General features: G+C 30.0%; 23 protein-coding genes. 5 read left to right on the top strand and 18 right to left on the bottom strand.

All coding sequences use genetic code 11. From position 1 onward, the window contains the following. The first annotated feature begins 48 nt into the window (after positions 1–48). Entirely contained in the window at positions 49–840 is a 792-nt protein-coding gene (locus LPB302_RS10000) for a universal stress protein (RefSeq protein ID WP_053973682.1), read from the top strand. A 2-nt stretch (positions 841–842) separates the two neighbouring features. Here LPB302_RS10000 and LPB302_RS09995 read toward each other — a convergent pair whose 3' ends face one another. Further along, positions 843–3,581: a PD-(D/E)XK nuclease family protein gene (locus LPB302_RS09995; protein ID WP_053973683.1), complete on the bottom strand. Its 2,739-nt coding sequence runs from the start codon at positions 3,579–3,581 to the stop codon at positions 843–845. Between the two features lie 69 nt (positions 3,582–3,650). Here LPB302_RS09995 and LPB302_RS09990 point away from each other — a divergent pair, with 69 nt between their 5' ends. Further along, positions 3,651–4,433 carry an amidohydrolase gene (locus LPB302_RS09990; protein WP_053973684.1) on the top strand — a complete coding sequence of 261 codons (783 nt, stop codon included), beginning with the start codon at positions 3,651–3,653 and terminating at the stop codon, positions 4,431–4,433. A 97-nt stretch (positions 4,434–4,530) separates the two neighbouring features. Here LPB302_RS09990 and LPB302_RS09985 read toward each other — a convergent pair whose 3' ends face one another. The 16 genes from LPB302_RS09985 to LPB302_RS09910 all read right to left on the bottom strand — a co-directional run bounded on the left by LPB302_RS09985 (position 4,531) and on the right by LPB302_RS09910 (position 20,940). Beyond that, positions 4,531–5,514 (bottom strand): acyl-ACP desaturase, encoded by a 984-nt coding sequence (locus LPB302_RS09985; protein WP_053973685.1) that lies wholly within the window; start codon positions 5,512–5,514, stop codon positions 4,531–4,533. A gap of 4 nt (positions 5,515–5,518) precedes the next feature. After that, positions 5,519–6,247 (bottom strand): lysophospholipid acyltransferase family protein, encoded by a 729-nt coding sequence (locus tag LPB302_RS09980; protein ID WP_053973686.1) that lies wholly within the window; start codon positions 6,245–6,247, stop codon positions 5,519–5,521. Between the two features lie 3 nt (positions 6,248–6,250). Then, the gene (locus LPB302_RS09975) at positions 6,251–6,673 is read right to left on the bottom strand and encodes a hypothetical protein (RefSeq protein WP_053973687.1); all 423 of its coding nucleotides are present in this window, start codon (positions 6,671–6,673) and stop codon (positions 6,251–6,253) included. 100 nt (positions 6,674–6,773) lie between these two features. Further along, complete coding sequence (locus LPB302_RS09970; protein WP_053973688.1) at positions 6,774–9,377, bottom strand: TonB-dependent receptor; 2,604 nt, start codon at positions 9,375–9,377, stop codon at positions 6,774–6,776. A gap of 213 nt (positions 9,378–9,590) precedes the next feature. Beyond that, positions 9,591–11,159, bottom strand: coding sequence for a glucose-6-phosphate isomerase (gene pgi / locus LPB302_RS09965; protein ID WP_053973689.1), 1,569 nt, complete (start codon positions 11,157–11,159; stop codon positions 9,591–9,593). Between the two features lie 3 nt (positions 11,160–11,162). After that, a complete protein-coding gene (locus LPB302_RS09960) occupies positions 11,163–12,431 on the bottom strand; it encodes a peptidoglycan DD-metalloendopeptidase family protein (protein WP_053973690.1) in 1,269 nt (422 codons plus the stop codon). 96 nt (positions 12,432–12,527) lie between these two features. Beyond that, on the bottom strand, positions 12,528–13,298 hold the full coding sequence (locus LPB302_RS09955) for a DUF3108 domain-containing protein (RefSeq protein WP_053973691.1): 771 nt from the start codon (positions 13,296–13,298) through the stop codon (positions 12,528–12,530). Positions 13,299–13,399: 101 nt separating this feature from the next. Further along, positions 13,400–14,317 (bottom strand): tryptophan 2,3-dioxygenase family protein, encoded by a 918-nt coding sequence (locus LPB302_RS09950; protein WP_053973692.1) that lies wholly within the window; start codon positions 14,315–14,317, stop codon positions 13,400–13,402. 49 nt (positions 14,318–14,366) lie between these two features. Next, positions 14,367–15,527: a 4-hydroxyphenylpyruvate dioxygenase gene (hppD, locus tag LPB302_RS09945; RefSeq protein WP_053973693.1), complete on the bottom strand. Its 1,161-nt coding sequence runs from the start codon at positions 15,525–15,527 to the stop codon at positions 14,367–14,369. 19 nt (positions 15,528–15,546) lie between these two features. Continuing rightward, positions 15,547–16,704, bottom strand: coding sequence for a homogentisate 1,2-dioxygenase (locus LPB302_RS09940; protein WP_053973694.1), 1,158 nt, complete (start codon positions 16,702–16,704; stop codon positions 15,547–15,549). A gap of 245 nt (positions 16,705–16,949) precedes the next feature. After that, complete coding sequence (locus tag LPB302_RS09935; protein ID WP_053973695.1) at positions 16,950–18,005, bottom strand: NAD(P)/FAD-dependent oxidoreductase; 1,056 nt, start codon at positions 18,003–18,005, stop codon at positions 16,950–16,952. 124 nt (positions 18,006–18,129) lie between these two features. After that, positions 18,130–18,366 carry a NifU family protein gene (locus LPB302_RS09930; RefSeq protein ID WP_053975297.1) on the bottom strand — a complete coding sequence of 79 codons (237 nt, stop codon included), beginning with the start codon at positions 18,364–18,366 and terminating at the stop codon, positions 18,130–18,132. Positions 18,367–18,370: 4 nt separating this feature from the next. Continuing rightward, positions 18,371–19,510 (bottom strand): Mrp/NBP35 family ATP-binding protein, encoded by a 1,140-nt coding sequence (locus LPB302_RS09925; protein ID WP_053973696.1) that lies wholly within the window; start codon positions 19,508–19,510, stop codon positions 18,371–18,373. Positions 19,511–19,659: 149 nt separating this feature from the next. Further along, the gene (locus tag LPB302_RS09920) at positions 19,660–19,995 is read right to left on the bottom strand and encodes an MGMT family protein (protein WP_053973697.1); all 336 of its coding nucleotides are present in this window, start codon (positions 19,993–19,995) and stop codon (positions 19,660–19,662) included. 42 nt (positions 19,996–20,037) lie between these two features. Next, entirely contained in the window at positions 20,038–20,709 is a 672-nt protein-coding gene (gene trmB, locus LPB302_RS09915; protein ID WP_053973698.1) for a tRNA (guanosine(46)-N7)-methyltransferase TrmB, read from the bottom strand. Between the two features lie 9 nt (positions 20,710–20,718). After that, positions 20,719–20,940, bottom strand: coding sequence for a DUF6341 family protein (locus tag LPB302_RS09910; RefSeq protein ID WP_053973699.1), 222 nt, complete (start codon positions 20,938–20,940; stop codon positions 20,719–20,721). 41 nt (positions 20,941–20,981) lie between these two features. Here LPB302_RS09910 and LPB302_RS09905 point away from each other — a divergent pair, with 41 nt between their 5' ends. Next, a complete protein-coding gene (locus LPB302_RS09905) occupies positions 20,982–21,911 on the top strand; it encodes a DUF6427 family protein (protein WP_053973700.1) in 930 nt (309 codons plus the stop codon). On the opposite strand, the gene upp is transcribed toward LPB302_RS09905, so the two are convergent. Further along, on the bottom strand, positions 21,906–22,559 hold the full coding sequence (gene upp / locus LPB302_RS09900; protein WP_053973701.1) for a uracil phosphoribosyltransferase: 654 nt from the start codon (positions 22,557–22,559) through the stop codon (positions 21,906–21,908). The genes LPB302_RS09905 and upp overlap by 6 nt on opposite strands. 60 nt (positions 22,560–22,619) lie before the next feature. Between upp and LPB302_RS09895 the strand changes: the two genes are divergently transcribed. Both LPB302_RS09895 and LPB302_RS09890 read left to right on the top strand, forming a co-directional pair. Further along, positions 22,620–23,543, top strand: coding sequence for a DMT family transporter (locus LPB302_RS09895; protein ID WP_255164379.1), 924 nt, complete (start codon positions 22,620–22,622; stop codon positions 23,541–23,543). Positions 23,544–23,580: 37 nt separating this feature from the next. Then, positions 23,581–24,447: a YicC/YloC family endoribonuclease gene (locus LPB302_RS09890; RefSeq protein ID WP_053973703.1), complete on the top strand. Its 867-nt coding sequence runs from the start codon at positions 23,581–23,583 to the stop codon at positions 24,445–24,447. Positions 24,448–24,507 lie beyond the last annotated feature (60 nt).

Raw genomic sequence — 24,507 nt, 5'->3', positions numbered from 1 at the left:
TTTTACTTTTTAAAAAATGAGTAACTTTGTTTTAAAATTAAATTGATTATGCAAAATATTCTAGTACCCATAGGTTTTACAGAGAATGCTTTAAACACTTTACAATATGCCATAGATTTCGCTTCAGAAATTAGTGCAAAGGTTTTTGTTTTTAGGGCTTATAGCTCACAGTCTAAAGCTGGTACTATGATTAATTTAGATAAAATCATAGAGCGTGAAACTAACTTGTATTTAAGAACAATGGTTAGTGCTTCTGATACAAAAGATGTAAAGATTCAATTAATTTCTGCAAAAGGTTCTTTAATAGACAGTGTAGAAGGTATTAATGAAGAACTAGGAATAGATTTAATTATTGTTGGTGCTAAAAGTAACTCTATTAAAGAAGAATTATTTTTAGGAAAAACTGCTGGCAGCTTAGTAAAGCAAACAGAAATACCATTGTTAACAGTACCTGAAGGATATAAGTACAAACCTGTTCTTAATATATTAACAGCATTTAAATCTGGTAATATAGAGAGCAAAACCGCATTAAAACCTTTGCAATTTATTGCTGATAATTTTGAAGCAAAAGTGAACTTATTATTGGTAAAAACACCTAATTATACTGAGTTAGATTTAGTGATAAACGAGAATTTAGCGAAACTTCAAAGCTCATTAACTGTAACAGAAAATGCCACTACTTTTCAAGGTGTTTTAGAGCATATAAATACACACAACCCAGATATGCTTTGTGTATTTAGACGTAAAAGAGGTTTCTTTAAAAAGCTTTGGGAAAAAAGCACCATTTTAAAAGAAGAGTTTTTTACAAACGTTCCTCTATTAGTTTTAAAAGGCAAATAAGTTTAGTATTTTAAATCTGCAGGTTCTAAAAAACCTAGTTCCATATTATATATTTCTAATAGGTAACTTTTTAGTTTAGCTATAAACACATCCAGCTTTTCTTGGGTTATATTTGTTTCTGGATTTCTATAGTTAGATGAAAAATTGATACTCAAGAAACCTTCATTTAGGTTTTTAAAAGAATAAATTCCGCCTTTTAAATTTTTAGAAAAATCGAACTTTTTATTTTTTGTAAATAGGTAAGCATAAAGTAAAACCTGAATAGCTTTGTATTGTTCTTTAGTTCTTAATTCTTCAAGATCCAGAACTTTTAATTCAGAACCTTTAACCATTCCAGATTTATAATCTATAATACGTATCTCTCCATTTAATTCATCTACTCTATCTACATTACCATGTAATTTAATTGGGAAATCTAAACCATCAATAGTAATTTCTGCAGCTAAATTTTCTTCTGTTGCAATAATTTTTAATTGGTTGTTTTTGTCTTTTAAAAGCGCAATTTCTTTGGATAAAAAATTGCTCACAAATCGATTGGCTACCTCAAAAATCAATCGATTTTTTCCTGTGGAAATATCTCCGTTTTTAAATTCGATTTTAAAATATTTAACAATTAAATCTTTAAATTTTGTTTGCATTGTAGCCACATCTTCTTCTTGCAAAAACTTACCAATAAATGGTTTATACAATTCATCTAATGTTTCATGAACTATGGTACCTAAAGTATTGTAGGCTACAGTTTCTTCTACATCATCAAACTCTTTAATTCTTAAAATTTTCTGTTTGTAAAATGCAATAGGGTTGTACAGGTAATTCGTTAATGAAGAAGGTGAAAAACCAGATTTTGCAATCTCTTTTAATCTTTTTAGAACTTCGTCATTTTTAGCAACTTCTTTTAATTCTGAATTTTGAGGAACTACTTTTGGAGATACTATTTTTTGAATAACATCTGTTCTCATCATTTCTAATTGCGTAACAAATCTGCTTTTTTCTCCACTCCCAAAAACATCATGTTCTGTGTTATACAAAATATATACATTCTTGGCTCTTTGCATTAATCGAAAGAAATGATAAGAAAAAATAGCATCTTTTTCTCTGTAAGTTGGCAAGCCAAATTCTACTTTAACATCAAAAGGAATAAACGAGTTTTGCTGACTACTTGCAGGTAAAACACCTTCGTTGGCAGATGATAAAATAACGTTTTCAAAATCTAGCACACGCGTTTCTAACATTCCCATTAACTGCAAACCCTTTAAAGGTTCACCTTGAAAAGACAAGCTTTCTGAATCTATTAGTTGTTTAAAAAATTGCGATAATGTTTTTAAATCGGTAAAATATTCAAACTCGGTTTGCAAGGTTTTTAATTGCGTAAAAGCAGTATAAAAACGAAACAAATATTCTTTTTCTAAACTATTTACATTTACCTTTAAAACATCTATTAAAGCTAATATTTGATTGATGAAATCTGCTACAGAAATAAATGGTTTAAATAAATTCTGTATGACACTTTGTATAAAATCTTCTTCATCTTTTAATAGATATTCAATATCACTCTCAGTTATAAAGGTTTGATTGTTCTTTGCTATTTGAGTAGTAAACTCATCTAAAGCATTCAATAAACCATAAACTGATTGATGTTTTAAAAAGCGAATAACATCTTTATAATAAAATTGATTTGTGGTGGTTTTCTGCAGTTTTTCTTGAGAGGTATATAATTGAAAAATGGCAAATAATAAACTTGTTGTTGGCACATCTTTTAATGGATAACCCATAGTTATATTAATTGCACTAATATTTTTTGGTAAAGAGTTTAAAGTGATAGGTAGCAAAGTTTCATCTGCCAAAACTAAAGCTGTATTTGCAAAACTTGGCATTTTTTCTAAAACTTCACCAACATATTTTATTTGTGTAGTATTTTTTGCTGCTCCAATTACTTTTATTTCTTTAGGTTGTGAAAACTTTGTTCCTATTGTCTTTAATGCATTTTTCTCAAAATATTTCCATTCAGTTTTATACTTTCTAATAAATTTTCCTGCTTGATGATTGGTTTTAAAGAAAGCCTCATCAATATCCCAATAAATTTCAGAATTACCCAACTCTAACACTTTTTGAAACAGTTTTTCTTCTGCTTTATTTAAAGCATTAAAACCTATAAAAAAGAACTTTTTCTTGTTGTTCTTAGACAGGTAGTCATCTATTTTATTTACTGCTTCTCTATACATTAATCCCTGGTAACCAATATTTTTCTCAATCAAAAACGCATAGAAAGCATCATAATAAATATTCAATTTTTCTAAAAATGAATAATGATCTTTTATTAAATCAGTTTCCTTAAAAGTACCTTTTACAGACCATTTACGTAAACGCTCTATATCTCTTAAATAAATAAAGATATCTTTTGTGTTGATTAAATGTTGGTCTAATTCATTAAAATCTTGCAAGACTGTTAATGCCCAAGAAGAAAATACGTCAAAAGCATCAGCATTTTTTTCTACACTTTTATAAATGCTGTAAAAATGAAATAACAACTGTATACTATCTGCTTTTTGAACACCAGAAACTTGCTGTATAAATTGTTCTATGTTTAAAATTTCAGGTAAAAAACCTACAGAAATCTTTTTCTTAAACTCTTGTTTTACAAATACTTTTGCTCTTTGAGATGGTAAAATAAAAACCACATCTTCAAATGATTGTGTTGTTTTTAGAATATCGTCTAAGGTTTCTGAAATAAAAGATTGCATAGCATTTTTTTGGTTTTCTAAATTACAAAAACTTACATTTATACTTCTGTAAACCTTAATTTTATTTTAATGAAAAACGAATTACATGTAGTTGGAATTCAAGCAGATTTAGTTTGGGAAAATCCTTCAGAAAATTTAAAATATTTTGAAGATAAAATTACAGATCTACCAACTACTACTGATTTAGTTGTATTGCCTGAAATGTTTACAACTGGCTTTACAATGCACCCCAATAATGTAGCTGAATCTATGAATGGATCAAGCATTACATGGATGAAAAGGTTGGCACAAAAATTTGATTTTGCAATTATTGGAAGCTTGGTTATAAAAGAAGACAATAAATTTTATAATAGATTAGTTTTTGTGCATCCTTCAGGAAAAATTAATACTTATAATAAAAGACATTCTTTTACTTTGGCTGGTGAGCACAAAGTTTATACCTCAGGAAAAGAAATACTTACTATCGATTATAAGGGTTGGAAAATTAGGCCTTTAATTTGCTATGATTTACGTTTTCCTGTTTGGGCTAGAAATACCGAAAATTACGATCTTTTGATATATATGGCTAATTGGCCAATTACAAGAATTAAAGCTTGGGATACACTTTTAAAAGCACGTGCCATAGAAAACATGAGTTACACAATTGGTGTTAACAGAACTGGTTCTGATGCTAATAATTACCAATATTCAGGAGGCTCTATAATTGTAGATTTTTTAGGTGAAGAATTGTCTTCTTTAGCAGAAAATAAGATTGGTACAACATCAGCTATTTTAAAGAAAGAAAATCAAGATAAAGTTAGAGAGAAACTTGGTTTCTTAAGTGATAAAGATGCTTTTAATATTGATTTTTAAAACTAGAATAACATTATATTACTAAAAGAAAAGATCCTTCAGGTTTTGAAAACCTGAAGGATCTTTAAATTTTCTCGCAGTTTAGAAACGTCTAAAACTAACTTGGCTGTAACATCCATTTAAATTTAAACTCAGTATCTGGTACTTTAATACGTTCTGTAATTCTGTACATTCTATCTGGTAAATTCATTAAGAAATCTCTTGCTTTTTCTGCTTCAGGCGTAAGATTTGTTATCTTATCAATTTCCCAAGTAGTATTTAATTTCTTTAAAATATCTACATAATCAAAACCTGTGTAAACTCCTATTCTTTGAGCAACTGTAGAAAAATCATCAAATAAACTACCTTTTTCACCAAATGATTCTCTTAAATGCATTGCAGGCATTACTATTTTATGCTTCATCATGTGTTGAAAAGCCAACATCATTTCTGATGGATCTATCTTAAAAATTTCTTTTACAAAATGTGAATATGCTTGGTGATGGCGCATTTCATCTCCTGCAATAATTTTAGACATTTTAGCCAAAGCTTTGTGTCCTTTTTTACGTGCAATTTTAGCTACGTTATTATGAGAAATATAAGTTGCTAATTCTTGAAAGGTGGTATAAACAAAGTTTTTATAAGGATCTGTTGATGTACCAATATCAAAGCCATCTGCAATTAAATGCTGGGTAGAAATTTCTACTTCACGCATATTAACTCTACCAGATAAATATAAATATTTGTTTAAAACATCTCCATGTCTGTTTTCTTCAGCTGTCCAGGTTCTCACCCATTTTGCCCAACTATTTTCTGGGTCTTGAGATACCCCATCTAAATCTAACAACCAAGATTCATAAGTTGGTAAGGCTTCTTCTGTAATAGTATCACCTACTAATACTACCCAAAAATCATCATGCAATTCTTTAGAGATTTCCCTAATTTCTTCTATTTCACTAATAAAAGAATCTTCTTGAGAATTAGGTAAAAAATCTGTAGGTTGCCAAATTTTCTCAGCAGGAATTAAATAAGTTTCCATGAAGTTTTGCATCTTTTTTTCTAAAGTTTGCATCACTTCTATTCTTATGTTTTTTATAGACATTTTTTTATTTTATGTGTTCTTTTATTACTGATTCTGTTTTTTCTAAAAGCTCATCAAAACGCATAGAATCAATTTTAATTGGCTTGTGTGTAGTAATGGTAATTGGACTTCCAACTCCTAATGGAAATTTTCCATATTTAAATACTTTATAGGAATTGTTAATTGTTAAAGGAACTACATAACCATCCTTGTTGTATTTGGTAATTACTTTTAACCCATTAGAAGCAAATTTTTTTGGTTCTCCTGTTTTACTTCTGGTTCCTTCAGGGAAAATTATGGCTCCCCATTTATTTTTGTTTATACGTTTTGCAAAATCTACTAAAGCTCCTATTGCTTGTTTCGGATCTTTTCTATTGATTAATGCAGCACCTCCATTTCTAAGGTTATAAGATACACTTGGTATACCTTTACCTAATTCATACTTGGCTACGAATTTTGGTTTAAACTCTCTAAAATACCATCCTATAGGTGGAATATCGAAAGTACTTTGATGGTTAGCTACAAATATTAATGAAGTGTTTTTAGGCAATTCATGTTCGTTCTTTAAAAACATTGGTACTCCTAAAATCAACAATGATTTTACCAAAAAAAAGTTAAGTGCAGCTACTACAGCTTCATGTGCCTTTCTACCAAAAACGTTTAGTGCAATCCATTGCAATGGATGAAATATTACCAATAGTAAAATAAAGGTAAATGCGAATATTGGTGAAAGTATATAACTAATTATCTTCATCAATTAAAACCAGTTGCTCCAAGGTATTCTTGAAAGAATCACTACTAAACCTAGTCCATAAAAAATGGCAAATGTTTTAAATTTTGCTTCACTAGTGGTTTTCTTTTTATGTTTAGACCAACCAATAGTAATTAAAATAATTGCAATTATCATCATACTTGGGTGTTCTACTGCCAATAGTCTAACCTCTTTTGTTTTCATAACAGTACTAGCATCATTTGTTAAAGCTTCAAACCAAGGAGACATAAAATACCAAGCCAAACCAATTAGTAACTGAATATGAGTTACAATTAGGGTAAATAATCCAATTCTTAAGTCTTTGTCTGTAAATTGTTTTTTCTGTGTTAAACCAATAATTGCATTTATAACTGCAAATACTAAAATGGCTAATACTAAATAGGCCCAATAAGAATGTACTTCTTTCATAATATATAATGATATTTAATAGTGTAAAGTTACAATTTTAAGTATAAAAAAACCACCTCAATTGAGGTGGTTTTCTATATAATAAATAAACTATTAAATATTAGAAGTTATATCTAACACTTGCATTCCAAGTTCTACCTAAACCAAAGTAACCTCTGTTAGAAACATCGATTCCTCTGTATAATGTAGAAGTAGAAGTAGCTTGATTTGCTGAAGATAATTCTGAAATATATCTTGCATCAAATACGTTGTTTACGTTAGCTCTAAAGTCTAAAGACTTATCATTCTTTAAGTTGAAAGTATAAGAAATACCTGCATCTGTAATGTTATAAGAAGGTAACTGTAATTGACCTTGAGTAGGACTTACGTTAGCAAATAAGTTATCGTAAAATCTGTAATCAGCATCAATACTTAAGTTATCTAAGATTGAGTAATCGAATCCTAAACCTGCAGTAAACTGAGCTGCATCTCCAACATTAATACCATCTACATCAACAGTAGATTGAGCACCAATTTGGTTTCTATCTTCATCAAATACTAAAGTAGTTAACTCACCTTTATATTTCCAGTCTCCAATAGAAGTAAATCCTTTTAATCTGAAGTTATCTGTAATATTTGCAATAAAATCTACCTCAACACCCATATGATATTGGTTTTGACCAGTAGTTTGAGTAATTGTAACTACTCCTGTATTAGGATCTACATCTGTAAAACCATCTACTCTATCTCTCCAAGAAGTACTGTATAAGTTTACGTTTGCACTAAACTTTTCGCTTCTGTAGTTATATCCCATTTCTAAACCGAAGATTTTTTCGTTTTGAGATGATGGGTTAGCAGCATTTGTAAATTGGTTAAAGATATTATCATGATAAGGCTGACGTGAATAGTAACCTGTATTAAAGTAATAGTTACTGTTTTCGCTTAATTTAAAACCTAAACCAGCTTTTACGTTATAACCAAAGTTGTTGATTTTTTCTGAATCTTGAAATTCTTCTTGATAATCATATCTATCAAATCTCTGGTGAGATTGGTTAGAAACAGATCCTTGGAAAAACGCAGAAACAGTTTCATCAGCATATTCTAACTGAGTAAATAAACCTCCGTAAGAAATTCTTTCACTGTTATCATAATCAATTCTTTGATCTTCTGACATCGTTTTGAAAGTTGCAGCCCAAGGGTTAGCGTTCATGTTTTCTGTTGCAGTAACAGATACATTAGGACCAACTCTATTGTCTGTACCATCTCTTAAGCTTCTATCTTCTGTCCAAGAAGTTAAACCATGGAAGTTTTCAACTTGTCTAAAGTGTGTACCATAGTAAGTTCTTAAGTCTGTACCAACATTCCAAGTTACTTTATCCGAAATTTTAGTTTCTAAATTAGATACAACACCATACCAGCTATGTAAGTTCATAGAAGATCTTGTAATGTAAGCATCGTTTCCGAAGTTACCATCACCACCTGTAGCAGCATTGTTTGCATAGATTGCATCATAGTCAATTAAACCATCTGCAGTTCTTTCTCTGTTTCCTCTGTTTCCAGTTCCTCCACCTCTACCAAAAGAAGCGTATAATACTGTAGATAAGCTAGTGTTATCAGAGATTGTATAATCCCAGTTTAAGTTTAAAACTGGTTTGTGATAGAAGTTTCTTCTTTCAGTTAAGTACTCTCCTTGGTAAAAACCAAAGTTGTTATTGTATTTAAAACCTTGATCTAAGTATGTAGAAATACTTTTTGTAAAGTTTTGGTCATGCCATTGTGGAGCTCCTGTAATTAAGAAGTTGAAGTTATGGTTGTCATTAGGCTTGTATCCAAAAGAAATGAAGTAAGTTTGACCTTGACCTCTTGTTCCATTGTTGTATCCTTGACCTTGCCAATGAGATAACATTACACTAGTTCCCCATCCATTATCTTTCATTCCTGTATTGTATGATACAGTAGTTTTTAAGTAACTATCATTTGCAGTACCTGCATAAAAATAACCACCTTCTTGTTTATCAGTAGTTTTTGTTACAAAGTTCATTGTACCCCCAACTGAAGAAATAGCTAATTTAGATGCTCCTAAACCTCTCTGAATCTGAATTGCACTTGCAATATCATTAACTCCAGACCAGTTAGACCAGTACATTCTACCATCTTCCATTCCGTTAATTGGCTGACCATTTAATAAGAATGCAGTGTTTGTTTGATCAAAACCACGAACAGAGATTCTAGAATCTCCAAAACCACCTGCTTGACCAGCAACATAGATAGAAGGAGTGTTTACTAATGTCATAGTAACATCTTGTGTACCTACTTTTTTCTGAATCTCAGCTGCTTTAATTGTAGAAACAGCTACAGGAGTTTTTCTACCACCTGCTAAATCAATTACACCTTTACCAACGATAACTACTTCTTCTAAAGAGTTCTCATCCATAAATAATTTAATTGTTCCTAAGTTCATTTTAGAACTACTGAAACGAACCTCTTTAGATTTGTAACCTATATAAGAAACCACTAATACACCTGAGTTGTTTTTAGTAGTTAATGTAAAGTTACCATCAAAATCTGTTTGAGTACCATTTGTAGTACCTTTTTCAAGAATACTAGCACTTGGCATTGGCTGATTTGTGTCATCCACAATCATACCAGTAATTTTGGTTTGTCCTAAAACTGTAGCTGATATAAAGAATAAAGCTACAAATAATAAGTTTTTAAAATTTTTCATTGTTGAATTTAGTTTATTAAATGTTTTGCAAAATTCTCTAATTTTTACAAGGCGTTTGTTAATTGAATGTTAAGTTTTAACATTTAATTATGAACAGCTAAAAATCAAAAATAGCTTTAAAATATTGATAATCAATATTTTAAAGCTATTTTTGATTTATCCGATAAATTTAAAAGGTTAATTCTTAATAAATAACCTGTTAAAAAACGCAGATTACTGCTTATTCAATAACTTCTTTGCAAGCTCTTTACCCAACTCAACACCAAATTGATCATAGCTATAAATATTCCATAAAATACCCTGTGTGTATATTTTATGTTCATATAAAGCTACTAATTTACCTAATGATTTTGGTGTTAATTTATCGAACATAATAGCGTTACTTGGCCTATTACCTTCAAATACTTTAAAAGGTAAAAGTGTATTGATTTTATCTGCATTACCAGAAACCTGTAATTCTAAATGCACATCTTCTTTGGTTTTACCAAATGCTAAAGCATCCATTTGCCCATAATAATTGGCCATTAATTTTTTGTGATGATCTGTTAAACCATATAATGACTCTTTGTATCCAATAAAATCTGCAGGAATCAATTTTGTTCCTTGATGCACTAACTGCATGAATGCATGTTGCATATTTGTACCTGTGCTACCCCAAACAATTGTACCTGTTTGATAGTCTATCTTATCTCCATTTCTGTCTACACCTTTACCATTACTTTCCATGATAGCTTGTTGTAAATAATCTGGAAGTTTCTTTAAATATTGTGAATAAGGCAAAACAGCTTCTGTTTCTGCCATATAAAAGTTGTTATACCAAATGCTTAAAAGAGCTAAAACAACTGGAATATTATTTTCGAATTCTGTGTTTCTAAAATGAATATCCATTTCTTCTGCACCATCTAACAATGCTCTGTAGTTGTCAAAACCAACAGATAAACTAATTGATAAACCTACTGCAGACCATAAAGAAAAACGACCTCCAACCCAATTCCACATTGGGAAAACATTCTTCTTATCAATTCCAAAATTATCTACTGCTTCTAAATTGGTAGAAACTGCAACAAAATGCTTTGGAATATCGAAAATAGTAGCAGATTTTAAAAACCAATTTTTTAAGGTTTCTGCATTAGTAATTGTTTCTTGTGTAGTAAACGTTTTTGATACTATAACAAACAAGGTAGTTTCAGGGTCTAAATGTTTCATTATTTCAGAAACATGATCTCCATCTACATTAGAAACAAAGTGTGTATTTAGATGATTCTTATAATATTGTAAAGATTCCACAATCATATCTGGCCCAAGATCTGAACCTCCAATACCAATATTTACAACATCTGTAATAGATTTACCTGTATAACCTTTCCATTTTCCAGAAATAACTTTGTTACTAAAACTTCTAATTTTACGTAAAGCTGTTTGAATTTGTGGTTTAATGTTTTTACCATCAACTAAAACTGAATCTTCTGAATTACTTCTTAATGCAGTATGCAAAACAGCTCTGCCTTCAGTTACATTAATAATCTCTCCATTAAACTGACTTTCAATTGCTTCTTGTAATCCAACCTCTTTTGCTAAATCTACAAGTAACTTTATAGTTTCTGATGTAATTCTGTTTTTAGAAAAATCTACGGATAAATCATTTAAAGTAAGAGAAAAATCTTCTTTTCGATTATCATCTTTATACAAATCTTGAATTCTAATGTCTTTAATTTCATTAAAATGATTTGTTAGTTGCTGCCAAGCATTTGTTTTAGTTGGGTTGTTGTTTGGTAAAGCCATTTTTTATTTTTGTGCTATAATTTCTTTAACTTCTTGTGGTTCTGGAACCTCTATTCTTTCGTAATCTAATTGATACTTTAAAGGTTTAATATACTCGAAAAATGATGGTTTAACATTCTTTTTCATTGGTTCTGCTGCAGGCAGTTTTTCTCTAAGAGGATCTACTTGTTTGCCATATTTCCAAAAACGATAACAAACATGAGGCCCACCTGTATTCCCTGTCATACCTACATAACCAATTACATCTCCTTGTTTTACATATTGCCCTTTTTTTACGGCTTGCTTACTCATGTGCAAATATTGTGTTGAGTAAGTACTGTTATGTTTAATTTTTACATACTTACCATTTCCACCTCTCCTTGTAGATTCTGTTACAGTACCACTTGCAGTTGCTATAATTGGGGTGCCTATTTTAGCTGCAAAATCTGTACCTCTATGAGGTCTAATTTTGTTTCCATAATATGCGATTCTTCTTCTTAAATTATATCTAGAAGATATTCTATATTGAAATTTTATTGGTGCTTTTAAAAACTGACTTCTAAGCATATTTGCTTCATCATCATAATACTCATGAATGTTTAAGGTAGAATCAGCTAAAAATCGAAAAGCGTATAAATCTTTTCCTTTATGCTTAAATACTGCAGATTTTACATTTCCATAACCTGCAAATGTAGAATCATCTATAAACTTTTCTTCGTAAACAATTTTAAACGAGTCTCCTTTTTGAAGTCTTAAAAAATCTAAAGTCCAAGCATAAATATCTGCAACTTTATAAGTTAGATTTGGCCTTAAACCTAAGCTATCCATAGATATTGTAAAATTGCTATTAACAACTCCACTAGCTACTTTTTCTACCAATTTAATTGGTTTCTTATACTTTTTTGCTACAATTACAGAATCTTTAAAATCTACAATAGTGGCATTTATTTTATCATGTTTATAAATAAAAACTTGGGCTTTTTCTGTAGAATCTTTACTTGCTAAAATTGTATATGGTTTACCTGCTCTTACTTTTCTAACATCAAACGTTTCTTTAACTGTTGCTGCAATTTGGTTAATTTTAGGATAAAAAACATGATGTCTGTCTAAGATAATTCCAAAACTTTCACCACTTTTTATGGTATCTTGAATAACTTTATAATCGTCTATTTTGTAACCAAATCTTATTTCTGGTTCTGGTTCTACAATTTTCTGGCTTTCAGGAGCTTTGTCTTCTTCTTTACATGATGTAAATGCAAGAATAAAAACGAAGAGAATGACTATATTTTTCAAGAAGTGAGTAGTTTAATATCAACCTCAAAAATACAAATAAAAATGATTTATTCTGAATCTAAAAATAGAACTTCTAAAAAAGAATTTACAACAATATTATAGCTTCTTAAAAGGATTTGCCAAGCCTTTATATTCTTCTAATTCCGCTCTTAAAGAACCTACAGTTAATGAGGCTTTCATTTTAATTGGAATTTTATTGGCATCATCAGTAATCCAGATAGTTACACTTTCTTGTTCTTTAAACACCCTACCTGATTGTACTAAAGGTCTAAAAATAAGCGTATTTACTTTTCCGAATTTTGTTTTTATCTGCTCTTCTCCTAAAAACTTAAGTTTAAAAGGATAAACCTGAGAATCTAAAAACATATCTAGTTTAATTTCTTCTCCTTTTTGAAGGTTACTAACATCTTGATTTCTTAAAAAGTAAAATGATGACAGAACATCTTGCACATTACTAAACGCTACTGTTGTGTCTGTTTGTTTTACAAAATCTTGAATGTAAGCTTGATTAGAATTGTAATTGAATGAGGTAATTCTATGTTTTTTATAGCCACCTTCATTAATTTTTCTTTTAAATAAGTATGGTTTTGTTTCTTCTTTATCAAAATAAGATTCATACAAATCTTCTACCTGAAAAAACCATTTTATCATTCCTGATGTCCAACCTTCACCTTTTGTATGAAATACTTTTTTACCATTAATTTCAGATTCATCTACCTCCAAAATTGCAGTTCCTGCTCTTAAAAAACCACTATAACTCATTTTATAACGCAACCACTCACCAGACTTAAAAGCAGGTGTTTTTTCTTGTGCTAAGAAAAACGTAGATGTAAATATGGCAATTAATAACAGGGTTTTTTTCTTCATAACTCTCAAACTTATAAAAAAGTAATGACAATTACTGTTCCAAAACAAAAAAACTCATTTAAAACAAAAGTTAAAATGAGTTTTTATAAGGTATATGTGGTTTAAAATGTTCCCCAGTTTTTAAGTTCTTCTTCAGACCATAAATAAGGATAAAATATTCTACGCTGATATTTTGGATGCATATATTTTCGCCAATTACTTCCACCTGTTGCTTTCAACTCAGAATCATTACCTCCAATATACTTTGCTGCTGTGTTATAATGAGCCATTACCCACTTTACATTTACTGTATAATCATAATGACGCATTGCTTTTATCAACTCTTTATTTTCTTGCTCTTCTAAAGGTAGTTGCTTAAATTTTAAGGAAAGATTGATGTCATTATAATCTTCCATAAAATCGATAAACTCACCCAAGTACTTTTTCTCAAAAAGATTTAATAATGTCGATTTTTGACCTGTAGTATAATTTTTACCAGCTGCTTGCCAATACAAATGGTTGTATGCATTTTTAAAGGAAGAATTTCTATCAATAGAGTCTCTATATCTTGCATCTATTAAATTAATTAGTTCTGTTGATGCAAACTCAACTTTTCTATATTGAGCTGACTGAAAACCACTTGCAGGTGTTAATGTATTTCTAAATTTTAAATACTGTTCTCTTTCCATACCTTCTGTCATCACTGTAAAAGAACTGCAGAGCATATCAAAATACCTACTTATTCTATCTAAATGCATAGAAAATTTCTGTGCAGAAACTTCATTAATTTTGGCAACTTGGTCTATTTCCCACAAAATCATTTTAAACAACAGTTCATTTATTTGATGATACATGATAAATACCATTTCATCTGGCTGATTGGTTCTAGGCGTTTGCAAACCTAGTAATGCATCTGTTTGAATATAATCCCAATAGGTAATTGGTGTACTGTGTAATAAACCTTCTAACATAGCATCTACAGGAACACCAAGTTTATCGTACTTTTCTTCTATAGCTTTTAAAATTTCGTCTCTCTTCATTTTTGGTTGAAATAAAAAAGCAAGATACTTAAATCTTGCTTTTCGAATTTTATAATGTTCCTCTTTTTTGCTGTTCTCTTTCTATAGATTCAAAGAGCGCTTTAAAGTTACCTGCTCCAAAACCTTTGGCACCCATTCTTTGAATAATTTCAAAAAATAATGTTGGCCTGTCTTCTACAGGTTTTGTGAAAATTTGTAATAAATACCCTTCTTCATCTGCATCTATCATTATACCTAAAGATTTTAGTTTTTCTATATCTTCTGCTAATTCATGACTAAAGGCTGATAATCTAACAGGTACTTGATGATAATAATCTTCAGGTGGTATTGATAAAAATTCTACTCCATTTGCACGTAATTGTGAAACTGTTTTTATAATATCGTCTGTAGCCACTGCAATATGTTGTACACCTGCACCTTCGTAGAAATCTAAGTATTCTTCTATTTGAGAACGTTTTTTACCTTCTGCAGGTTCGTTAATAGGAAATTTAATTCGACCATTTCCATTAGACATTACTTTACTCATTAATGCAGAATATTCAGTATGAATTTGCTTATCATCAAAAGATAAAAAGTTAACAAATCCCATAACATCTTCGTAGAATTTTACCCAAACATCCATTTGGTTCCAACCTACATTACCAACCATATGATCTATATATTTTAGACCTGCAGTTGGTGGGTTATAGTCAGATTCCCATTTTTGGAAACCAGGTAAGAAAACACCATTATAGTTTTTGCGCTCTACAAACATATGTACAGTTTCTCCATAAGTATAAATACCTGCTCTGACAACTTCACCAAACTCATCTGATTCAACTGTAGGCTCCATATAAGATTTTGCACCTCTAGAAGTTGTTTCTGCATACGCTTTTCTTGCGTCTTCTACCCAAAGAGCTACTACTTTAACTCCATCACCATGTTTTACAATATGGTCGTTTATTGGTGATTTACTGTTTAAAGGTGTTGTTAAAATTAATTTTATTTTATCTTGAGTTAGAACATAACTTACTGAATCTTTTGCGCCAGTTTCTAAACCTCTATATGCATAAGATTGAAAACCAAATGCAGTTTTATAAAAATGTGCTGCTTGTTTTGCGTTACCCACATAAAACTCTACATAATCTGTACCTAACAATGGAAGGAAATCTTGTGCTCCCTCAAATATTTTTTCTAAACCGTAGTTTACTGATTCTATTTTTTTTGACATTTTTCTGTTTTTTGATTGATTATTCTAACCAAGATTTATAGTAATCTTCGTCAGCAATTTTCATAGCTTCTTCTGTTACTTGTAATGGTTTAAAAGTATCTACCATAACTGCTAATTCTTCAGTTTCTGTATGACCAATACTTCTTTCTGTGGCACCTGGATGTGGACCATGAGGAATTCCTGCTGGATGCAATGAAATATGACCTTGATCGATATCGTTTCTGCTCATAAAATCGCCATCTACATAATATAAAACTTCATCTGAATCTATATTACTATGGTTATAAGGAGCAGGAATTGAATTTGGGTGATAATCGTACAAACGTGGCACAAAACTGCAAATTACAAAAGCATTTGTTTCAAACGTTTGATGAACAGGTGGTGGTTGATGAATTCTACCTGTAATTGGCTCAAAATCGTGAATTGAAAATGCATAAGGAAAATTATAACCATCATAACCCACTACATCAAAAGGATGAGAAGCATAGGTCATTTCTATAATTTCACCTTGTTTTTTTACTTTTATTAAAAAGTCTCCTAATTCATTATATGTTTCTAATTCGTAAGGTCTTCTTAAATCGCGCTCACAAAATGGCGAATGTTCTAATAGTTGACCAAACCAATTTCTATAACGTTTTGGAGTATAAACTGGCGAGTAAGATTCTACTATAAAAAGTCTATTATTTTCATCATCAAAATCTAGCTTGTAAATAATTCCTCTTGGAATTACTAAATAATCTCCATATTTAAAGTCTATATTACCTAAATGAGTTCTTAGTTTACCTGAACCTTTATGAATAAAAATAACCTCATCTGCATCTGTATTTTTATAAAAATATTCTTCTGTAGATTTTTTAGGTGCTGATAAAATAATATTACAATCGGAATTTGTTAAAACCACTTTTCTACTTTCTAGGTAATCGTTTTCTGCTTTTACTTGAAAACCTTTAAACCTGTAAGATTGTATGTTATTTGCTTTGGCAATTTTAGGCTTTACAGAATACTGTTTCCCTATTTTTTTGACCATGGTTGGCCTATGTTCATGATAACTATTGGTAGACATACCATCAAAACCAATAGTACCAAACAATTGTTCGTAATATAAACTACCGTCTTTTTTACGAAACTGGGTGTGTCTTTTAGGTGGAATTTCTCCTAATTTATGATAAAAAGGCATTTTCTAATGTATTAATACGTTAATAAATAATATAACTATTTAGCTTTAGATGCTAGGTGTTATATCTTTAGATTGCAAAACTGATACATTAAACGCTCATTCTGGATTGCGCTTTATTAAGAATTTTAGATAAGAAAGTAAATCTGAAAACATCTTAATCGATTTCGTAGTTTTCACAAAGGTATGAAAACTAAAGAAGTTTATTAAAATTAAAACATAATGAGGTGATAAGTCTTTATAAAAATCTACTCGATCTTTTTAATTACAGCCTTAGGTGCTTCTTTTCTTGTACCATCAAAACCATCTACACCACCAACAGTAGTATATTTCATTACATACTTTTTATCCGGAAAAATACGTTTATAAGCACTTTGACACATTAGAGTTGCTTCATGAAAACCACAAAGAATTAATTTTAATTTACCTGGATATGTGTTTACATCTCCAATTGCATAAATTCCTGGAATATTGGTTTGATAATCTAAAGCATTATTAACTTTAATGGCATTTTTCTCGATTTCTAAGCCCCAACTTCCAATAGGTCCTAATTTAGGTGATAAACCAAAAAGTGGAATAAAATGATCTGTTTCAATAATAAAATTCTCTTTGTCTTTCTGCTTAACTTCAACTGCAGTTACCCTTCCTTTACCAGAAATACCAATAACTTCTGCTGGTGTAATTAAACGAATTTTACCTGCATCTTTTAATTCTTGAACTTTATCTACAGAATCTAAAGCCCCTCTAAATTCGTTTCTTCTATGAATTAACGTAACTGATGCTGCAACATCTGCTAAAAAAATAGACCAATCTAGGGCAGAATCTCCACCTCCAGAAATAACTACATTTTTATTTCGATACATTTCTGGATCTCTAATAATGTACTCAACACCCTTATCTTCAAAATCTGCAATATTTGGAATAGGAGGTTTTCTTGGTTCAAAAGAACCTAAACCACCTGCAATTGCAACTACTGGTGCTTGATGTTTTGTACCCTTATTTGTAGTTACTATAAAAGAACCATCTTCTTGTTTGTCTATGGTTTCAGCTCTTTCTCCTAAAGTAAAACCAGGTTCAAATTGTTTAGATTGCTCTAACAGTTTATCTGTTAAATCTCCTGCCAAAATTTCTGGATAAGCAGGTATATCGTAAATAGGTTTTTTAGGATAAATTTCTGAGCATTGACCACCTGCTTGTGGTAAAGCATCTATTAAATGACAACGAAGCTTTAATAAACCTGCTTCAAAAACTGTAAATAAACCTGTTGGACCTGCACCAATTATTAATATATCCGTTTTTATCATTTTGATAAAAATATTTAGAGTTTGCTGAGCGCGTTAAGGATTGAAATGGCATCCTTTTTTGTTTTTTTACAAAAAAGATATAATGTAAAGCCTGACCTTTGGGTAACGCCCAAATAAAATTTAATTAAGCAACGTTTATTACTTGCTCTATTTGTGGAGCATATTTTTTGATGGTTGCTTCTACTCCATTTTTTAAGGTCATTTGATTTACAGAACAACCTGTACATGCACCTTGCAATTGTACTTTTACAATAGCATCTTCTATAGAAAGTAACTTAATGTTTCCTCCATCACTCATTAAAAAAGGACGAATTTCATCTAAAGCTTTTTCTACATTATTTTGTGTTTCTTGTGCTGTCATAATTTTATTTTTTAACTGAGCTACAACCACTCATTGTAGTAATTCTTACAACTTCTGTAGGTGGTAAATTTTTATTTCTTTCTAATAACTGTGCAACCATCTCTTTGGTAATATTACTAAAAGCTTCTTCTAAGACTGTGTCTTCTTGTAAAGCTACTGGTCTACCAACATCTCCAGATTCTCTAATACTTTGTACTAATGGAACTTCGCCCAAAAATTTGGTATTGATATCTTCTGCTAAATTTTTAGCACCATCTTTACCAAAAATATAGTATTTATTTTCTGGTAATTCTTCTGGAGTAAAATAAGCCATATTTTCTATAATACCCAAAACTGGTACTTTAATAGAGTCTTGCTGAAACATTGCTACCCCTTTTTTAGCATCTGCTAAAGCTATGTTTTGTGGTGTAGAAACTACAACTGCCCCATTAATTGGTAAAGCCTGCACAATTGATAAATGTACATCTCCTGTTCCTGGAGGTAAATCTATCAATAGAAAATCTAACTCGCCCCAAGCTGCATCAAAAATTAATTGATTTAATGCTTTAGAAGCCATTGGCCCTCTCCAAATTACAGCTTGATCTGGATTTGTAAAAAACCCTAAAGACAATAATTTTACACCATAATTTTCTACAGGCTTCATTTTAGAACGCCCATCTACATTTACAGATAGTGGTCTTTCTTTTTCTACATCAAACATAATATGTTGTGATGGGCCATAAACATCTGCATCTAAAACCCCAACACTAAAACCCATTTTTGCTAAAGAGATGGCTGTATTTGCAGTTATTGTAGATTTACCTACACCTCCTTTACCAGAAGCTACAGCAATAATGTTTTTGATATTTGGTATTTCTTTACCTCTAATTAAATTAGGATCTTTTTTCTCTACGGGTTTCTCTACTTTTAAATTGATTTTTACTTCAATTTTTTCGGAAACATTGGTTTTAATTGCTTTGGTTATTTCAGATTCAATCTTCTTTTTGGCTTGTAAAGTTGGGTTGCTGATAGTAACATCTACGTTTACTTCATCACCAAAAATAACCACATTTGTAACATTGTTGTTTTCTATTAAACTTTTACCTTCTCCAGGTGCTGTAATAGTTTCTAATGCTGAATATATATCTTGCTTTTTAAAACTCATAATGTATATTTAGTACTTAAAATTTTATAGTTGTTTTCTAAAAAATTTTAAAGACTTATTTTTATTTAATCTTGATTACAAAGATACGTCTTAACAACAAGATAATAAAGTGAATAAATTGTGAAAATTTATGCTTTTATAAGCGGAGTTTATTTTAATTCTTCTGCTGGATTCCAGAAAATAGATTCTAAGTTTTGAATCTGATTATCAATAACTACAATTCCTTCGTTTTCTAGTAATTGCTGCATAAGGTTTGTACCATCAAAATGATGTTTACCTGTTAATAAACCTTTTTTATTAACCACTCTATGTGCAGGCACATCCTCTTCTTGATTATGAGAATTATTCATGGCCCAACCAACCATTCTAGCAGATCTTGCAGCACCTAAGTATGTAGCAATTGCTCCATAACTTGTTACTCTACCTACTGGTATTTTACGAGCAACAACATATACTTTTTCGAAAAAATTATCTGATTTCTTCATGTTGTGAAGATAGTAAATTAGAAAAAAGTAAATTAAAAACTACTAATACTTTAAGCGAAACTGGATATAGGTAATCCATTTACCAACTTCTAAATATTGGTTTTCGTAAAAAGTTTGTGTTTCTGTAACCTCTTTTGGAGCACCTTCGTTGTTGTATACATTATGATTTGCATACAAAATTTCATGACCTGCACCTTGTAACAAACCTAAAGTATACCCATGCATAAACTCAGAATCTGTTTTTAGGTTGATGATACCATCTTCTTTTAAAACAGTGTGATACTTCTTTAAGAAAGAAGCATTCGTCATTCTATGCTTTGTTCTTTGGTATTTAATTTGTGGATCTGGAAAAGTAATCCAGATTTCAGAAACTTCATTTTGTGCAAAGATAAAATCTACTAATTCAATCTGAGTTCTTACAAAGGCAACGTTTTCTAAATTTTCTTCGATTGCAGTTTTAGCACCTCTCCAAAAACGAGCACCTTTAATATCTATACCAATGTAATTTTTATTTGGGTTTTTACGAGCTAAAGCAATTGTATACTCGCCTTTACCACAACCTAATTCTACAATAATTGGATTGTTATTTCCAAAAAAAGAATGCCATTTACCTTTATGAGAAAAGTTATTAATAGCTTCTTCTCTTGTTGGCTGAATGACATTTTTGAACGTTTCATTTTCCTGAAAACGTTTCAGTTTATTTTTACTTCCCAAATTGCTAGATTATGCTCTATCTTCTGTTCCTTCGTCTAAAAATCTTTTAGATTCCTTCATCCAATAAGCGAATAAAACTAAAAGCACTACTAAAAACCCCCAGTTAACAGCATTAGAAATCCACCATCCTAAATCTGCAGTGGCAACCTCTAATCTTAACCATCTAAAAGGAATGAATAAAATATCTGTGAATAAACTACCTATCCATTTAAAAATATTGCTTGCTATCATAACTTATTTATCTTTACACTGCAAAAATAACAAAAGAATCAATGCTAGCCAATTTTTTAAACAAATCTAAACCAATCAATTTTATTGGATTAACGGTTTTCTTTTTCTTAGGTTATTTGTCATTTGTATTTAACACATTTTCTGCTGAAGAATTTGGACTAAACACTTTGCTAAAGAGTGTTTTTATCTTAGCCTTTTTTATTGTTATATTCTTCATTTTTAACTTTATAATGGTTAAAAACAGATTAACATTTGATAACTCTTTTGCATTTTTCTTTTTTATCTTATTAACTTTTTCTGTACTACCTGTAATTGCAAGTTACAAAGTTTTAATACTTTTTGTAATCTATTTATTATTCGTAAGAAAAATATACAGTTTGCGTTCTGTAAACAAAGTGCTAGAAAAACTTTTTGATGCTGGCTTCTGGCTAGGTATTCTCTTTATTTTAGATTCCAGAACATTGCTTTTTATTCCGTTAATTTATTTTGCGATATATATTCATCATAAAATAACTATACACACCACTCTTACTCCTATTATTGGTTTTACAACACCTTTGTTTATTTTCTTTACCTATAATTATTGGTATAACCAAACTGAGGTATTCACAGAATTATTTGAACCCAACTTTAGTTTAAATTTAGGTTTCTATACCAACTCTAAATATCTTTTTTTTATTAATTTTTTGTTCGTTTTAAGTTTTGTGTCCTTAATTTTTAAATCATTAAAAACACTAACCATTAATAATACATTTAGAAGAAACTGGGTATTATTAATGTTACATACTTTAATTGCTATACTTTATCTTTTTTTAGTAGCAGATAAAGATGGGTCTGAAACCATTTACCTATTATTTACTATAGCTATTATTCTTGCAAATGGAATTGAAATGATTACCAAAAAGCTATTTAAAAATATTGCTCTGTATGCAATGATTCTATGTGCAATAGGTTTTTACTTTTTCCTATAATTTAGAACCAAAAGCCAAATCTCCTGCATCACCTAAGCCAGGAATAATATAACCTTTACTATTTAAATTAGAATCGATTGCTGCAATCCATAAATGAGTATTCTCAGGTAAATTTTCTGCAATAAAATCAACCCCTTCCTTAGAGCCAATTACAGCAACTATATGAATTTCTTTTGGTGTACTTTTCTTTTTTATAGCTTCATAAACAGCTACTAAAGATTTGCCTGTTGCCAACATTGGGTCTGCTAATAAGAGTGTTTTATTTTCTATTTCTGGCGATGCAAAATACTCTACAACAATCTCAAATTTTTCATCATTTTTTTTATGACTTCTGTAAGCTGAGATAAAGGCGTTTTCTGCCTTATCAAAATAATTAAGTAAGCCTTGATGTAAAGGTAAACCTGCTCTTAAAATTGAACATAAAACCAAATCGTTATAAGAAAGTTGCATTTTCTTTTTACCCAAAGGTGTTTCTATATAAACACTAGAATAAGAAAGTTGTTTGCTTAATTCATAACCTAATACCTCTCCAATTCTTTCTATATTTCTTCTAAATCGTAAGGAATCTTTTTGAGTGTTTTTATCTCTAATTTCAGCAATAAAAGAGTTTAAAACTGAATTGTTTTCTCCTATATAATGTAGTTTCATAATGCTATTTATTATGCTTTCTAAAGTACTTAATTTGTTTGATATAAATTAAAAATAATCATCAACTTTGCATTTCTAATTTCAACGATGAAAACAAGAACTTTAGCCTTAATTGCGGTTTCTATAGCCACTATTATTTACGGAGTAAATTACACCATTGCAAAAGATGTAATGCCTACATATGTAAAGCCATATGCATTTATTTTACTTAGGGTTTCTGGAGCTACTGTAATATTTTGGATTTTGAGTTTATGTATAAAGTCTCAAAAAATAGAAAAGCAAGATTATAAGAAAATTGCATTAGCCTCATTTTTCGGAATTGCTCTAAACATGTTATCTTTCTTTAAAGGGCTAAGTTTAACTACGCCAATTAGTGCTTCTGTAATGATGGTAACTTCGCCAATAATGGTGTTGCTGTTTTCTTTTTTAATACTTAAAAACAAGATTATTCAAAGACAAATTATAGGAATTGGAATTGGTTTAATTGGAGCAATACTATTAATTGTGTATGGAAATACCACCAATGAAAATGCTAGTAATGTTGCCTTAGGTAACTTTTTAGTATTTGTAAATGCTACCTCTTATGGTTTGTATTTAGTATTGGTTAAAAATTTAATTTCGAAATACAATCCTTTAGTTTTTATAAAATGGCTTTACCTATTTGGGTTAATTTTTATCATCCCCTTTGGTTTATCAGAAATGGGTGATATTAATTGGATAAGCATGCCTACTTCTATTTATTTAAAAATAGGTTTTGTAATACTTTTTACAACATGTATTACCTATTTGTTCAATCTATATGGTTTATCTAAACTAAAACCAACAACTGTAAGTGTTTTTATTTATCTACAACCAGTTATAGCATCTACTTATGCCTTATTGGTTGGTAGTGATTCTCTTAATCTTATTAAAATATCTGCAACCCTAATTATATTTTTAGGTGTTTACTTAGTTACGAAGCAAACCCAGAAATCACGAAAATAAAAACTTATCTTTGCACCTCATTTAAAAAATTGATTGTATGATTCAATCTATGACAGGTTTTGGAAAATCTGTACTACAATTGCCAACAAAAAAAGTTACTATTGAAATTAAATCTTTAAATAGTAAAAACTTAGATTTAAACGTTAGAATACCTTCTTATTATAAAGAAAAGGAATTAGCTGTTCGTAAAAAACTAGCTAGAGCTCTAGTAAGAGGTAAGGTTGATTTTTCAATTTTTGTAGAAATGACTGCAGATGAAACTTCAACTACCGTAAATAAAGGTGTTGTTAAAGATTATATAAATCAACTTAAAAACGTTGTAGAAACTGGCAGAGCTTCTGATGTTGAGCTTTTAAAAATGGCAATTTCTATGCCAGATGCCTTAAAAACGGAACGTGAAGAGTTAGATGAAAATGAGTGGGCTAACATCAACCAAAATATAGATGAAGCCATAGAAAAAATTACACAATACAGAATTGATGAAGCTGCCTCTTTAGAAATAGATTTTAAAGAAAGAATTGCGAATATTAAAATGTATTTAGACGAAGTTAAAGCATTAGATGCAGATAGAATTGAAAACGTAAAAACACGTTTGCAAAAAGCAATTAATGATTTACAAGTAGATGCAGATGAAAATCGTTTTGAGCAAGAACTTATTTATTATTTAGAAAAATTAGATATTAATGAAGAAAAGGTTCGTTTAGAAAATCACTTAAATTACTTTTTAGAAACCTTAGACACACCAGATTCTAATGGTAAAAAACTTGGTTTTATTGTTCAAGAAATGGGTAGAGAAATAAACACTACAGGTTCTAAAGCCAATTTTGCACCTATGCAAAAAGCTGTTATTCAAATGAAAAACGAACTAGAACAAATAAAAGAGCAAATTTTAAATGTGCTGTAAGATTTTTATCTTTTAGATTGGTGATCTATTTGTAAGAATAATGAAGTAAAACAAAATATT

The organism is Polaribacter dokdonensis (assembly GCF_024362345.1).
Taxonomy (GTDB): domain Bacteria; phylum Bacteroidota; class Bacteroidia; order Flavobacteriales; family Flavobacteriaceae; genus Polaribacter; species Polaribacter dokdonensis.
This window is presented reverse-complemented; position numbering and strand designations above follow the sequence as displayed.

Excerpts from the sequence above, each read along its gene's own strand:
- LPB302_RS10000 (WP_053973682.1), top strand. The coding sequence starts at position 49 with ATGCAAAATATTCTAGTACCCATAGGTTTTACAGAGAATGCTTTAAAC.
- LPB302_RS09995 (WP_053973683.1), bottom strand. The coding sequence starts at position 3,581 with ATGCAATCTTTTATTTCAGAAACCTTAGACGATATTCTAAAAACAACA.
- LPB302_RS09990 (WP_053973684.1), top strand. The coding sequence starts at position 3,651 with ATGAAAAACGAATTACATGTAGTTGGAATTCAAGCAGATTTAGTTTGG.
- LPB302_RS09985 (WP_053973685.1), bottom strand. The coding sequence starts at position 5,514 with ATGTCTATAAAAAACATAAGAATAGAAGTGATGCAAACTTTAGAAAAA.
- LPB302_RS09980 (WP_053973686.1), bottom strand. The coding sequence starts at position 6,247 with ATGAAGATAATTAGTTATATACTTTCACCAATATTCGCATTTACCTTT.
- LPB302_RS09975 (WP_053973687.1), bottom strand. The coding sequence starts at position 6,673 with ATGAAAGAAGTACATTCTTATTGGGCCTATTTAGTATTAGCCATTTTA.
- LPB302_RS09970 (WP_053973688.1), bottom strand. The coding sequence starts at position 9,377 with ATGAAAAATTTTAAAAACTTATTATTTGTAGCTTTATTCTTTATATCA.
- pgi (WP_053973689.1), bottom strand. The coding sequence starts at position 11,159 with ATGGCTTTACCAAACAACAACCCAACTAAAACAAATGCTTGGCAGCAA.
- LPB302_RS09955 (WP_053973691.1), bottom strand. The coding sequence starts at position 13,298 with ATGAAGAAAAAAACCCTGTTATTAATTGCCATATTTACATCTACGTTT.
- LPB302_RS09950 (WP_053973692.1), bottom strand. The coding sequence starts at position 14,317 with ATGAAGAGAGACGAAATTTTAAAAGCTATAGAAGAAAAGTACGATAAA.
- hppD (WP_053973693.1), bottom strand. The coding sequence starts at position 15,527 with ATGTCAAAAAAAATAGAATCAGTAAACTACGGTTTAGAAAAAATATTT.
- LPB302_RS09940 (WP_053973694.1), bottom strand. The coding sequence starts at position 16,704 with ATGCCTTTTTATCATAAATTAGGAGAAATTCCACCTAAAAGACACACC.
- LPB302_RS09935 (WP_053973695.1), bottom strand. The coding sequence starts at position 18,005 with ATGATAAAAACGGATATATTAATAATTGGTGCAGGTCCAACAGGTTTA.
- LPB302_RS09930 (WP_053975297.1), bottom strand. The coding sequence starts at position 18,366 with ATGACAGCACAAGAAACACAAAATAATGTAGAAAAAGCTTTAGATGAA.
- LPB302_RS09925 (WP_053973696.1), bottom strand. The coding sequence starts at position 19,510 with ATGAGTTTTAAAAAGCAAGATATATATTCAGCATTAGAAACTATTACA.
- LPB302_RS09920 (WP_053973697.1), bottom strand. The coding sequence starts at position 19,995 with ATGAAGAAATCAGATAATTTTTTCGAAAAAGTATATGTTGTTGCTCGT.
- LPB302_RS09910 (WP_053973699.1), bottom strand. The coding sequence starts at position 20,940 with ATGATAGCAAGCAATATTTTTAAATGGATAGGTAGTTTATTCACAGAT.
- LPB302_RS09905 (WP_053973700.1), top strand. The coding sequence starts at position 20,982 with ATGCTAGCCAATTTTTTAAACAAATCTAAACCAATCAATTTTATTGGA.
- upp (WP_053973701.1), bottom strand. The coding sequence starts at position 22,559 with ATGAAACTACATTATATAGGAGAAAACAATTCAGTTTTAAACTCTTTT.
- LPB302_RS09890 (WP_053973703.1), top strand. The coding sequence starts at position 23,581 with ATGATTCAATCTATGACAGGTTTTGGAAAATCTGTACTACAATTGCCA.